The following is an 11,903-nucleotide window of genomic DNA, read 5'->3' as shown; positions in this document are numbered from 1 at the left end:
GCCCGGGCAGACGCCACCTTCTACACGCAGTAGGCCCCTGCCGCGGTCCGCCACGCCTCGGGCAGCTCCGACGCCCCCACGGGCCGGGGAGCTGCCCCGGGTGAGGCCGGCCGACGGTCGGGGACCTGACGGACGCCCCGCCACGGCACAATGCCCCCATGTCCCTCGACCCGCTGGAAGCCCGCTGGCTCCAGGCCCTGCTCCCCGCCCGTGACGGTGCGTGCCACCCGGACCCGCTGCCGTACGCGGCGAACCTGATCAAGCGGTGGTCCGAGCCCCAGCGGAAGTACCACACCCTCGATCACCTCACGGCGGTGCTGGACCGCGTCGACGTGCTGGAGGAGTACGCGGCGGACCCGGCCCTCGTGCGGCTGGCCGCGTGGTTCCACGACGCCGTCTATCTGCCGGAACGGTCGACGAACGAGGAGCGGTCCGCGCGGCTCGCCGAGCGGGCGCTGCCCGAGGCCGGGGTGCCGGCGGAGAAGGTCGCGGAGGTGGCCCGGCTGGTGCGCCTCACCGTCACCCACGACCCGGCGGACGACGACCCCGACGGCCAGGTCCTCTGCGACGCCGACCTCGCGATCCTCGCCTCGCCCCCGGACACGTACGCCGCGTACGCCGCCGCCGTCCGCGAGGAGTACGGCTTCGTCCCCGACGACGCCTTCCGCGAGGGCCGAGCGGCCGTACTCCGCCACCTCCTCACCCTGCCCCACCTCTTCCGGACGCCCTACGGACAACGGGAATGGGAGGAACGGGCCCGCACGAACCTGCTGGCGGAACTGACCGAGCTGACGGGCTGACCGGCTGACCGGCTGACCGGCTGACCGGCTGACCGGCTGACCGGGCCGGGGAATGCCACAGCCACGCCTCCGGTTGGCCCTGTATATGTCCTCCGACGCCGCCGCAGACCGCTCCCGCCACCGTCCCGCCCCCCAGCCCGGTAACCGCGTCCCCCTCTCCGTCTACGTCCTCGGGCTCGCCGTCTTCGCGCTCGGTACGAGTGAGTTCATGCTGTCGGGGCTGTTGCCGCCGATCGCCGAGGACATGGACGTGTCGATCCCGCGGGCCGGGCTCCTCATCTCCGCGTTCGCGATCGGCATGGTCGTCGGGGCGCCGCTGCTGGCCGTGGCGACGCTGCGGCTGCCGCGCCGGACGACCCTCATCACGCTGATCAGCGTCTTCGGTGTGGGACAGGTCGCGGGCGCGCTCGCCCCGAACTACGCCGTGCTGTTCGCCTCACGCGTCGTGAGCGCGCTCGCGTGCGCCGGTTTCTGGGCGGTGGGGGCGGCCGTCGCCGTCGCCATGGTGCCCGTCACCGCGCGGGCCCGCGCCCTCGCGATCATGATCGGCGGGCTGTCGATCGCCAACGTGCTGGGCGTTCCGGCGGGCGCGTTCCTCGGGGAGCACTTCGGGTGGCGGTCGGCGTTCTGGGCGGTCGCCGTGGCGTCGGCGATAGCCCTGGCCGGGGTCGCCGCGCTCGTCCCGGCCATCCCGCTGCCCACCGAGCGGCCCCGGCTCGGCGCCGAGGCCCGTATCTACCGCGAGCCGCAGGTCTGGCTGTCCATCGCCGTCGTGGCCCTCGCCGCGGGCGGTGTGTTCTGCGCGTTCAGCTATCTCGCGCCGCTGCTCACGGACGTCGCCGGACTCGACGCCGGATGGGTGCCGACGGTCCTCGCCCTGTTCGGGGTCGGGGCGCTGATCGGTACGGCGGTCGGCGGGCGGATCGCCGACGCGCACCTCTTCGGGGTGCTGCTCACCGGCATCGCCGCCTCCACCGTCCTCCTCGTCGCGCTGGCGCTCCTCGCCTCGTACGCCGTCGCCGCCGTCCTGCTCTCCTTCCTCCTCGGCGTCTCCTGCTTCTACACGGCGCCCGCGCTCAACGCCCGGATGTTCAACGTCGCCGGGGCGGCCCCCACCCTCGCCGGTGCCACCACGACCGCAGCGTTCAACCTCGGCAACACCGGCGGGCCCTGGCTGGGCGGCACGGTCATCGACGCGGGCTTCGGGTTCACGTCGACGGCCTGGGCGGGCGGAGCGCTCACGGCGACCGCCATCGGCATCACGGCGGTGTCGCTGCGGATGCACCGGCGCACGGGGTCGTCGCGGATCGTGGAAATGGGCACTAACTCGGCTAAAGTGCCGACCTCGAAGTAGGGTGCGGACATGGCAGTGAGTGAGGTCAGCCTCGTCGAACGGGCCCGCGTGACGGCCGACGGCGTCACGATGTGCCCCCAGCGCGGGGCCCTGGAGCACATCACCAGCCGCTGGGGCACCCTCGTCCTGATCGCCCTGCTCGACCGCTCCTACCGCTTCGGGGAGCTGCGCCGGGAGATCGGCAGGGTCAGCGAGAAGATGCTCACGCAGACCCTCCAGACGCTGGAGCGCGACGGCATCGTCCACCGCGACGCCAAGCCCGTCATCCCGCCCCACGTCGACTACTCCCTCACCCCGCTCGGCCGCGAGGCCGCCGAACAGGTCCGCGCCCTCGCCACCTGGACCGCCGAGCGCATGACCGCGATCGAGAAGGCCCGCGAGGAGTACGACGCGGCGAAGGGCTGAGCGGCCGCCGCACCTTCCGCGCCACCGGCCCCAACGCCCCCGCCGCGCCGTAAAATCCGTTCGTCCTCCCGCGTCGCCCCGCCTATCCTCACGCCCATGCGACCTATGGGTGGGGAACAGGTACGGGAAGCCGTCGGGCACAGCGTGGCCGTGCTGCGGGGGGCCGTCGACCGGGACTGGGCGGGGACCAAGGCGGGGCGGCTGGACTGGAACTGCCGTGAGACCGCCGACCACATCTCCTCGGACCTGATCGCCTACGCGGCCCAGCTGGCAGGGCGGGCCCAGAACGCGTACGTACCGTTCCGCATCGACACCGCGGAGTGCGAGGACAACGCCGACCTGCTGCACGTCATCGAGACGACGGGCGCCCTCCTCGCCGCCGCCGTGACCACCACCCCCGCCGACGTGCGCGCCTTCCACCCCTACCCCTTCCGCTTCGCCGACCGCGAGGGCTTCGCGGCGATGGGCGTCACCGAGGTGCTCCTCCACACCCACGACATCGTCGAAGGACTCGGACTCACCCCGTACGAGGCCCCGCGAGACCTGTGCGAGTCCGTGCTCGCCCGCCTCTTCCCGCACGTCAGGCCCGGTGACGACCCCTGGACGACCCTCCTGTGGGCCACCGGCCGCGCCGATCTGCCGGGCCGGGCCCCGGTGACCGCGTGGAAGTGGAACAACCCGCTGCACATCGACGCCGACCGCATCGTCCTCAAGGGCGTCCACCCGGCCGCCGCCGCGGACCTCTCCGAGGGCGGCACCGGCGGCTTCGACTGGATCGTGGGCGGCCCCGTCGACGGCACCCGCATCGGCGCCGGCATGGTGTTCAAGGCGTACGAGGCCGGCGTGCACCGCCCCGAGTGGGGCATGTACGTCCTCGTCCGCAAGGAGGACGGGCTCGCCGTCGGCGCGCTCGGCTACCACGGCGTCCCCGACGAGGAGGGCCGCGTCGAGATCGGCTACGACCTGGTCGAGGGCGCGCGCGGGCGCGGCTACGCCACGGAGGCGCTGCGCGCGCTGGCCGACTGGGCGCGCGAGCGGGCACGTGAACAGGGCGACGTCCGGTCCCTCTTCGCCGTCGTCGACAAGGTCAACACCCCCTCCCAGGGCGTGGTCACCCGCGCCGGGTTCGAGCAGGTGAGCGACGACTGGGGCGACGGAGAGGACGGCGAGCAGTTCGCGTACGAACTCCGTCTGCGCGCCTGACGTACGCCGGGCCCAACCGTTCCGGTCTCCTCCCCCTTTCCCCTGCCCTGGCCGCCACACGGTCCCGATAATTCGGTGACGTGCGGGAACGTACGGGCGCTCAGGGGCGCGTACAGATGCGTGCGCGCACGTACGCGTGTGTGCGGGCACGTACGGGGAAACGGGGGAGCGCGCGATGAGTCAGAACGGTCCTACGCCCACGCCGGGGCCCCGGCCGCCGGGCTCCCCCCGGCCGGATCCGGGCCCCGACCACCGGAACGCCCGTATCGCGATCATCAGCCTGATCGTCACCAGCATGCTCACCGTCATCGGCATCGTGGTGAGCGTGGTGGTGGCCGACAAGGACGACCCGTCCGACGACGGCCGGGGCGGCGGACCGACCGCGCGCCCGTTCCAGGACGACACCGCCGCCCCGCCCCCGGACGACACGCCCCCCGAGCCCGAGCACACCACCCCGAGCCCGTCCCCGACCCCACAGACCACCACACCTACGCCCGACCCTGACGACTCCGAGGACGGCGAGGACGACGGACTGACCACCGCGCAGCGGGAGTTGCGGGACTCGCTCAACCCGGCGCAGTGGCGCCGCGAGAGCTGCGAACCGGACACGGCACCCGGCGCCGAGGCGTCGCTGCGCTGCACGGTCACCACGCGGGACCCGACGTACGGCGCGCTCACCACCAAGGCGAGCATCTCGGTGTACGGCTCCAAGAGCGAGGCGCAGAAGGTGTTCCGGGACTACACGGCCGGTCTGCCCGACGGCAACTGCGACCAGCAGCAGAACGTCCGCGGCGTCTGGTCGGAGAACGGCTCCGACACCCCGGCCGGGGACGCGGCCTGCTACCTGAACACCACGTTCCAGTACGTGATCACCTGCACGTACTACGACCGGCCCGCCCTGTTCGCCGTCACCGGCCCCGACTTCCCGGCGCTCAACCGGTGGTGGCACGGCCTGGACCCGATCTTCACGGACTGAGGCCGACCCCGCCCCTGCCCCCGCCCCTCACCGGCCGGGCCCACTCCCCCCTCACCGGCCGACGGGCCGCCCCTTCGGGCGTCGCAGGCCCGCCGCGGTGAGCCGGCGGAGCAGTTCCTTCGAGCCCACCTCCACCGCGCCCGCGGCCACGACGTCCTCGTAGCGGTGGGACGGGATGTCGTAGTGGTCGCGTTCGAAGGCCCGCTCGGGCACGCCGACCCGGCGCGCGAAGTCGTGCAGCTCGTCGAAGGAGACGTCGCTGACCAGGTGCGACCACATCCGGCCGTGCCCCGGCCAGGTGGGCGGATCGATGTAGACGGTCACGAGGGCGACGACCCCCCGGTGGCGGCCCCCAGCGCGCCCACCGCCGCGACCCGGACCCCCGCCTTGTGGCACACCCACCGCGGATCGGGGCCCAACTCCGGCTCGATGTCGAGGGCGTGCGGGTCGCCGGTGCCGCAGACCGGGCAGAGCGGCCAGCGCCCGTACCGTTCCAGCAGGGCGTCCTGGACGTCCTGCGCGATCAGCCCGGCGACGTACGCCGCGCCGTCCGGCCACTGCTCCACCCACCAGCGGCGCTGCACCACGGAGTCCTCGACCATCGAGACGACGTCGGCCTCGGCGACCTCCTGGGCGACCAGATCGGCGAGCACGAGCGCACGGGCCGCGTGCAACGCCTGCTCAAGGGGGCTCACGGGATCACTGGCGGGACTCATACCTCCATTGTGCGCACCCTTGACCGTACCCCCGGACGGAAAATATCTTTCATGGTGTGAGCGATGAGGTGAAGGAAATTTTCGCGCAAAGGAAAGGACGGAAACCACCGGAGGCGCCCCCGGCCGAGGGCCGGAAGCCGGCCGCCGCCGAGAGCGGACGCGCGGCTGGACCCGAAGGCGGACGTGCGCGTGGGGCCGAAGGCGGACGTGCGGGTGGGGCCGAGGGCCGCGGGGCAAGCGGCGGAAGCCCGGCCGACAGCCGCGGCGGCAACGGCGGGGGCGGCAACGGCGGTGGAGCCCGCAGGGGCAACGGCGGCGGCGGTGGAGCCCGCGGCGGTGGGGCCGCTCCGCCCGCTCCCGCCGCGCTCGCCGCGAAGGTGCGCACGCTCGCGCCGTCCATGACCCGGTCCATGCAGCGCGTCGCGGAGGCGGTCGCGAGCGACCCGGCCGCGTGCGCGGCGCTCACGGTCACCGGCCTCGCCGAGCTCACCGGCACCAGCGAGGCGACGGTCGTCCGCACGGCCCGGCTCCTCGGCTACCCCGGCTACCGCGACCTGCGCCTCGCCCTCGCCGGTCTCGCCGCCCACCAGCAGTCGGGCCGCGCGCCCTCCGTCACCGCCGACATCGCGGTGGACGACCCGCTCCCCGACGTCGTCGCCAAGCTCGCCTACGACGAGCAGCAGACCCTCGCGGACACGGCGGCCGGCCTGGACATGGTGCAGCTGGGCGCGGCGGTCCGGGCGCTGGCCGGGGCCCGCCGGACGGACGTGTACGGGGTCGGGGCGTCGGGGCTGGTCGCGCAGGACCTCGCGCAGAAGCTGCTGCGCATAGGGCTGATAGCCCAGGCGCACAGCGACCCGCACCTCGCCGTCACCAACGCGGTGCAGCTCCGCGCGAAGGACGTGGCCATCGCGATCACCCACTCCGGTTCGACGGGCGACGTCATCGAACCGCTGCGGGTCGCCTTCGACCACGGCGCGACGACGATCGCCATCACCGGACGGCCCGACGGACCGGTCTCCCAGTACGCCGACCACGTCCTGACGACGTCGACGGCACGGGAGAGCGAGCTGCGACCGGCGGCGATGTCGTCCCGGACGAGTCAACTGCTGGTGGTGGACTGCCTGTTCATAGGGGTCGCCCAGCGCACGTACGAGTCCGCGGCGCCCGCGCTGTCGGCGTCGTACGAGGCGCTGGCGCACCGCCACAGGAGCGGAGGGCCTTCGCGGTAGGTGAGGACGAAGCACCGCAGTCGTCGCATCCTCCCGCCCCCGACGCCCTCCGGGGACGACGATCGCACCGTACGAAATGAGTGAGTCACCGCATGCCTTCCCTGCCTTCCCTCCCCTACGGCTCCACCCCGAACGACCTGGCCGTACGCGCGGAGCTGGAGTCGCTGACGACCGAGGCGTTCCGCCCCGACCTGGCGGACATCGACCAGCTCCCGACCCTGGACATCGCGAAGCTGATGAACGGCGAGGACGCGACCGTGCCGACGGCGGTGGCCGCGCGCTTGCCGCTGATCGCGGCGGCGATCGACGCGATCGCGGAGCGGATGGCGCGGGGCGGCCGTCTGATCTACGCGGGGGCGGGCACGGCCGGACGGCTCGGCGTCCTCGACGCGTCCGAGTGCCCGCCGACCTTCAACACGGCCCCCTCCCAGGTGCTCGGCCTGATCGCCGGCGGCCGGGAGGCGGTGATCACGTCGATCGAGGGCGCGGAGGACTCGGCGGACCTGGCCCGCGCGGACCTCGGCGCGCTGGCGCTGACCCCCGACGACACGGTGGTGGGCGTCTCCGCCTCCGGCCGCACGCCGTACGCGATCGGCGCCGTCGAGTACGCCCGCGGCCGGGGCGCCCTGACGGTGGGCCTCGCCTGCAACGCGTCCAGCGCGCTCGCGGCGGCCGCCGACCACGGCATCGAGGTCGTCGTGGGCCCCGAACTGGTCACGGGCTCCACCCGCCTGAAGGCGGGCACCGCCCAGAAGCTGGTCCTCAACATGCTGTCGACGATCACGATGATCCGCCTGGGCAAGACCTACGGGAACCTGATGGTCGACGTCCGCGCCACCAACGACAAGCTCCGGGCCCGCTCCCACCGCATCGTCGCGCTCGCGACGGGCGCGACGGACGAGGAGATCGACACGGCCCTCACCGCCGCGAACGGCGAGGTCAAAACCGCCATCCTCACCCTCCTCAGCAACACCGACGCCCCCACGGCGACCCGCCTCCTGCAACAGAACCAGGGCCACCTCCGAGCGGCCCTGGCCGCGGCGACGACAACGACGACGGGCTGAGAGGGACGCACGGCGGCGGATGACTGCCGGGGTTACGGTTGGGCGGCCGTGAACGCCTCCCGGTGGTCGCGCACCCACCGCTCGAACGTGCCCGCCGGCCGGCCCAGCACGCGCGGCACATGGTCGGTGACGTAGGCCGCGCCGCCGGCGCGCGCCCAGCCGATGCCCGTGCGCATCCCGGCCGGCAGCCGGTCGAGCGCGCCCGCGTCGGTGGTCCGGACCGGACGTTCCAGCACGCGTTCCAGGATCGCCGCCTGCTCCGCGAACGTGAGCAGCTCCGGCCCCGTCAGGTCGTACCGCCGCCCGTCGTGCGCGTCGGAGGTGAGGGCGGCGACGGCGACGGCGGCCACGTCCCGGGGGTCGACGACGGCCTGCCGGGAGTCGCCGGTCAGGTCCGGGATCGGCTCGCCGGCTCGGATCAGCGCCCGGTGCCACAGGAAGTTCGACGCGAAGCTCGGCGGGCGGAGCATCGTCCACACGAACCCGCCGGCCTCGATCGCCTCCTCCCCGGCGAGGTGCCACGCGCCGACCGTCGCGCCCTCGAACCGCTCGCCGCTGCCGATCGCGGACAGCTTGACGATCTTCCGGACGCCCGCCGCCCGCGCGGCCGTCAGCAGGGCCACGTCGTGGTCCGCGGTCGGCTCGGGCGGCACGGTCACCAGGAAGACCGAGTCGACACCGGCCACCGCGGCCGCCAGCGACGCCGGGTCCTCGAAGTCGGCCCGCACCCCGCCGGGCCGCTCACGGCGGGACATCGCCCGGAACGGCATGTCCCGCTCGGTGAGCAGACGGACGACATGACTACCGATGGTGCCGGTGGCACCCGTAACAAGAATCATGCCCCGACGATGTCAGCGCCCCGAGGCCGCCCTATAGGAAGTTTCGGCACTATCGTGAGCCGCGTGCGCTCCCTCGACGTACCGCCCGCCCTGACCCGCTGGGTGACCGGGATCGACGTCGCCACGGCGGCCGGTTCGCCGGTGGTCGACGTGCCCGATCACGCCACGACGCTGCTCCTGCGCATGGACAGGCGTGAGTTGATCGTCATGGGCCCCCGCACCAGGGCCGCCTACCACGTCGGTACGCCCGGCCGTTCGTGCCTACGGGTGCGGATGCGGCCGGGTCGCGCGCAAGCCCTCCTCGGCCGTCCCCTGCGGGACCTGGCGGACCGGGCGCTGCCGCTCCGGGCGCTGCCGGGCCTGGACGTCGACCGGTTCGCCGCCGATCCGGTCGCCGCGCTCGTGGAAACAGTGGCCGACCGTCCCGAACCAGCACATCGGCTCGACGAGGCGGCGCGCCTCCTGACGGTGGTCGGCGTCGCCACGACCGCGGCCCGCCTGCACCTCAGCGAGCGCCGCCTGCACACCCTGTTCACCGACGGCACGGGCCTGTCCCCCAAACGCTTCGCCCGCATAGACCGGCTCCGCACGGTGCTCGCGGCGGACACCGGCCGCTGGTCGGACATCGCTGCGACGGCGGGCTACTACGACCAGTCCCACATGACAGCGGAGTTCCGCCACTTCATGGGCGTCCCCCCGGCAGCGTTCACAGCGGGCCACCACCCGACGCCAAGCCCATGCACGACCTGAGCGGACGAAGGCAGGAGGGCAGCGGGGGAGGAAGCCGGGGGCCCGGGGGCGGCAGCCCCCGAAAGGGGCGCGGGGAACTGCGCGACCAGCCACGACGGACCGCACGCATCCCCACCCACCCAAGGCACCCCCTCCACGGAAGGCGGGGGCCCGGGGGCGGCAGCCCCCGAAGGCAGGCCCGGGGTCGAAGGGGCAGCGCCCCTGGGGAGGGGACGGGTAGGGGCGGCGGGGGCGGAAAACCCCGTTGTCGGTGCGGTGTGGCACCGTGGTGAGGTCAGCCGCCGCAGCCGCCCCACTGGAAAGGCCAGAGCCCGTGAACCACGCCCAGCTCACCGCCCTCGGCCGAGCCCTACGCCTCCTCGGGGAACACGGCGACGCCCTGACCACCGACACCCCCGACACCCGCCTGCACGAGGTGAAGGCGGACCTGAAGCGCGCCCTGGAACTGCTGGACGAGACGGTCACGACCGCCGCCCCCACCACCCGCTGCCCCGAGCACCCGAACGGCCCGGTGGACGAGGAGGCCCCCGACCGCTGCCTCCTCTGCGAGACCCGCCGCCGCACCGCCCGCCGCACCGAGCTGAACGACAGCTACGGCGGACCCCGCCCCACGGCCCCCACCACCCCGTCCCCCTCCCGCTACGGCGTCCGGGACGACCGCCCTCAGCCCCAGCAGCGCTGGCTCCCGGAGGCGTGGAACGGCCAGGTGTGGCAGCTGTGCGGCACACCCCGCCGCGACCGCCGCGAGGCGGAGCTGTATCTCACCGCCCAACGCCGGGGCCCGCGCCCGGCGATCGCGTACCGCCTGGTCCACGAGTTCACCGACTACGACGTCCTGCGCATCTGGGGCGAGCCGGTCCGCCGGGACATCGAGCCGATGGGCAACCTCTGAGGCCCTGGGACGCCCTGACGTCCCCGACGGTCGACGTCCTCGTCAGGCGATCACACGGTCCGCGGTGAGCTTGCGCGGCGTGTCCGCGAGGAGCGCGCGCAGCCGAGCCGCGGACAGCGGGGCGCCCGGGTCGTCGGGCGAGGTCATCTCCAGCGGGGCCCCGGCGCGAAGGGCCTCGGCCAGCTGCACGAAGGCGGCCTTCGCCGCGTCGGGGTCGGTGAAGTAGGGCAGCGCGTAGGGGTCGGTCTCCGGCTCGAAACGCCAGCTGTCGGCGAGGGGGCCGACGTCGACGGTGTCGAACCCGAGCCGGCTGATCAGCTCGGCGGCGCTCACCCTGGCCTCCGGGTCGTCACCGGCTATGGGCAGGGCGGTGCGGTCGTCGGCGCCCACGGGCCGGGCGAGGGCGGGGATGTGGAAGTCGCCGATGTTGTTGCGGACCTCGTCCTGCTCAGCGGCTCCCTCAGCCAGGCCGTCCTGACCACGGGCGACACCCACCCCGGCCAGTGGCGCCGCCTCCTGCACATCTCCCTGGACGGCCTCAGCAGCCGCAACACGGAGCCGCTGCCGGAGCCCGCGCCCACGCCCACGCCAGCCGTGGACATGCAGCCTGCGCTGCCCGCTGGTGAGGGCGCGGGAGGCGAAGTGCATATCGGATAGACATACATACCGATCGAATCGTCACTGTCGGAGGAAACTCCGCTACTCTCCGGGCATGGCACTCCTCGGTCGCCGACGTACAACGGCACGACTCGCCCCTGAGCTGGATGACGCCGACCTCGGAAAGGTGCGTAAGCGGCTGGTGGAGAGCAGGGCCGCGGCCGGCCACGCTCTCGTGGCGGCCATGATCGAGCAGTTGTTGCGCGGCAGCGGGCGGGACTGGGATCGCAGGGCCCACAGGATGAACGTCCTTGCGCAGTCGACGTCCCCCGAGTTCCAGTCCTCCTGGGCGCGGGACCGGGACCAGGACCCGGACGCCCAACTGCTTTACGCCTGGGGGGTCATGCTGCGCACCCCGTACGAGAATCAGCCGGACGCGCAGGTGACGTACGACGCGCTCGATGCCTGTGCCCGGGCCACGGAGTTCCGGCCCGAGGACCCCAACCCCTGGGCGGTCCGGCTCGGTCTGCTGCGGCTGTGGCGGCGACCCTCCACGGAGGTCTTCCCACTCTGGGGCGAGATCGTTCGCCGCGACCGGTGGCACCGCGAGGCCCATCTCCAGATGCTCGGCTACCTCTCCCCGTGGGAGTGCGGGTCGCACAGCCAGACGGTCGAGTTCCTCGACCGAGTACGCGGGGAGGCCCCACCCACCGCGCCCACGGCGGGTCTTGAGGTCGCGGCCCTGGTCGACCGCTACCACGGCACGCTCGACCAGGGAGGGATCGAGGGCCTCACCGCGCGCCACATGTGGAGCAGTCCGGACGCCGCGACGGCGCTGGACCACGCCCTGGCCAACTGGCCGCGCCCCGGCTACCTCTCCCACGCGGCCGCCGTGGCCGATCTCAATCTGCTGGCCTACGCGCTCGTCCATGCCACGCGGGTCACGCAGACCGGCGAGGTGTTCCGGGCGATCGGCGGTCTGGTCACGAGTTACCCCTGGGCACGCGACGAGAGCGGTGATCCCCTGCAGGCGTACGCCAACGGGCAGCAGCGCGCGGGCGTCTGAGGAGCGAGA

14 protein-coding genes are annotated in these 11,903 nt (G+C 73.5%); 10 read left to right on the top strand and 4 right to left on the bottom strand.

Annotated elements, in window-relative coordinates:
• Positions 1-158 precede the first annotated feature (158 nt).
• The 5 genes from SMA5143A_RS31770 (at position 159) to SMA5143A_RS31750 (ending at position 4,738) form a co-directional block, all read left to right on the top strand.
• Positions 159-800, top strand: coding sequence for an HD domain-containing protein (locus SMA5143A_RS31770; protein WP_107466302.1), 642 nt, complete (start codon positions 159-161; stop codon positions 798-800).
• A gap of 85 nt (positions 801-885) precedes the next feature.
• Entirely contained in the window at positions 886-2,154 is a 1,269-nt protein-coding gene (locus tag SMA5143A_RS31765; protein ID WP_107466301.1) for a Cmx/CmrA family chloramphenicol efflux MFS transporter, read from the top strand.
• Between the two features lie 9 nt (positions 2,155-2,163).
• A complete protein-coding gene (locus SMA5143A_RS31760) occupies positions 2,164-2,559 on the top strand; it encodes a winged helix-turn-helix transcriptional regulator (protein WP_107466300.1) in 396 nt (131 codons plus the stop codon).
• 105 nt (positions 2,560-2,664) lie between these two features.
• Positions 2,665-3,762 (top strand): GNAT family N-acetyltransferase, encoded by a 1,098-nt coding sequence (locus tag SMA5143A_RS31755; RefSeq protein WP_107466299.1) that lies wholly within the window; start codon positions 2,665-2,667, stop codon positions 3,760-3,762.
• 175 nt (positions 3,763-3,937) lie between these two features.
• The gene (locus SMA5143A_RS31750; protein WP_107466298.1) at positions 3,938-4,738 is read left to right on the top strand and encodes a hypothetical protein; all 801 of its coding nucleotides are present in this window, start codon (positions 3,938-3,940) and stop codon (positions 4,736-4,738) included.
• A gap of 51 nt (positions 4,739-4,789) precedes the next feature.
• Here the strand turns inward: SMA5143A_RS31750 and SMA5143A_RS31745 are convergent, their stop codons facing one another.
• On the bottom strand, positions 4,790-5,062 hold the full coding sequence (locus SMA5143A_RS31745; protein ID WP_055514786.1) for a DUF4031 domain-containing protein: 273 nt from the start codon (positions 5,060-5,062) through the stop codon (positions 4,790-4,792).
• Complete coding sequence (locus SMA5143A_RS31740; protein WP_099963569.1) at positions 5,059-5,454, bottom strand: hypothetical protein; 396 nt, start codon at positions 5,452-5,454, stop codon at positions 5,059-5,061. Before SMA5143A_RS31740 ends, SMA5143A_RS31745 begins: the two co-directional genes overlap by 4 nt.
• A 398-nt stretch (positions 5,455-5,852) precedes the next feature.
• Between SMA5143A_RS31740 and SMA5143A_RS31735 the strand changes: the two genes are divergently transcribed.
• The gene (locus SMA5143A_RS31735; RefSeq protein ID WP_375136568.1) at positions 5,853-6,686 is read left to right on the top strand and encodes a MurR/RpiR family transcriptional regulator; all 834 of its coding nucleotides are present in this window, start codon (positions 5,853-5,855) and stop codon (positions 6,684-6,686) included.
• 92 nt (positions 6,687-6,778) lie between these two features.
• The gene (murQ, locus tag SMA5143A_RS31730; protein WP_107466297.1) at positions 6,779-7,750 is read left to right on the top strand and encodes an N-acetylmuramic acid 6-phosphate etherase; all 972 of its coding nucleotides are present in this window, start codon (positions 6,779-6,781) and stop codon (positions 7,748-7,750) included.
• A gap of 32 nt (positions 7,751-7,782) precedes the next feature.
• Here murQ and SMA5143A_RS31725 read toward each other — a convergent pair whose 3' ends face one another.
• Positions 7,783-8,589, bottom strand: a complete 807-nt coding sequence (locus SMA5143A_RS31725; RefSeq protein ID WP_107466296.1) for an NAD(P)H-binding protein — start codon at positions 8,587-8,589, stop codon at positions 7,783-7,785.
• 63 nt (positions 8,590-8,652) lie between these two features.
• Between SMA5143A_RS31725 and SMA5143A_RS31720 the strand changes: the two genes are divergently transcribed.
• Both SMA5143A_RS31720 and SMA5143A_RS31715 read left to right on the top strand, forming a co-directional pair.
• Positions 8,653-9,339: a helix-turn-helix domain-containing protein gene (locus tag SMA5143A_RS31720; protein ID WP_258193849.1), complete on the top strand. Its 687-nt coding sequence runs from the start codon at positions 8,653-8,655 to the stop codon at positions 9,337-9,339.
• Between the two features lie 313 nt (positions 9,340-9,652).
• Positions 9,653-10,231, top strand: a complete 579-nt coding sequence (locus SMA5143A_RS31715) for a hypothetical protein (RefSeq protein WP_107466294.1) — start codon at positions 9,653-9,655, stop codon at positions 10,229-10,231.
• 42 nt (positions 10,232-10,273) lie between these two features.
• Here SMA5143A_RS31715 and SMA5143A_RS43185 read toward each other — a convergent pair whose 3' ends face one another.
• Positions 10,274-10,753 carry a hypothetical protein gene (locus SMA5143A_RS43185; protein WP_181362090.1) on the bottom strand — a complete coding sequence of 160 codons (480 nt, stop codon included), beginning with the start codon at positions 10,751-10,753 and terminating at the stop codon, positions 10,274-10,276.
• Between the two features lie 190 nt (positions 10,754-10,943).
• Between SMA5143A_RS43185 and SMA5143A_RS31700 the strand changes: the two genes are divergently transcribed.
• Entirely contained in the window at positions 10,944-11,894 is a 951-nt protein-coding gene (locus SMA5143A_RS31700; RefSeq protein WP_107466293.1) for a hypothetical protein, read from the top strand.
• Positions 11,895-11,903: the final 9 nt, after the last annotated feature.

The sequence above is a fragment of the Streptomyces sp. MA5143a genome (genome assembly GCF_900290235.1).
GTDB lineage: Bacteria > Actinomycetota > Actinomycetes > Streptomycetales > Streptomycetaceae > Streptomyces.
Note: the sequence above shows the minus strand (reverse complement) of the source record. Positions and strands in the feature narration are given on the sequence as shown.

Bases quoted from the DNA above. Each gene is read 5' to 3' on its own strand.
- SMA5143A_RS31770 (WP_107466302.1), top strand. From the start codon at position 159: ATGTCCCTCGACCCGCTGGAAGCCCGCTGGCTCCAGGCCCTGCTCCCC.
- SMA5143A_RS31765 (WP_107466301.1), top strand. From the start codon at position 886: ATGTCCTCCGACGCCGCCGCAGACCGCTCCCGCCACCGTCCCGCCCCC.
- SMA5143A_RS31760 (WP_107466300.1), top strand. From the start codon at position 2,164: ATGGCAGTGAGTGAGGTCAGCCTCGTCGAACGGGCCCGCGTGACGGCC.
- SMA5143A_RS31755 (WP_107466299.1), top strand. From the start codon at position 2,665: ATGGGTGGGGAACAGGTACGGGAAGCCGTCGGGCACAGCGTGGCCGTG.
- SMA5143A_RS31750 (WP_107466298.1), top strand. From the start codon at position 3,938: ATGAGTCAGAACGGTCCTACGCCCACGCCGGGGCCCCGGCCGCCGGGC.
- SMA5143A_RS31740 (WP_099963569.1), bottom strand. From the start codon at position 5,454: ATGAGTCCCGCCAGTGATCCCGTGAGCCCCCTTGAGCAGGCGTTGCAC.
- SMA5143A_RS31735 (WP_375136568.1), top strand. From the start codon at position 5,853: ATGACCCGGTCCATGCAGCGCGTCGCGGAGGCGGTCGCGAGCGACCCG.
- murQ (WP_107466297.1), top strand. From the start codon at position 6,779: ATGCCTTCCCTGCCTTCCCTCCCCTACGGCTCCACCCCGAACGACCTG.
- SMA5143A_RS31725 (WP_107466296.1), bottom strand. From the start codon at position 8,589: ATGATTCTTGTTACGGGTGCCACCGGCACCATCGGTAGTCATGTCGTC.
- SMA5143A_RS31700 (WP_107466293.1), top strand. From the start codon at position 10,944: ATGGCACTCCTCGGTCGCCGACGTACAACGGCACGACTCGCCCCTGAG.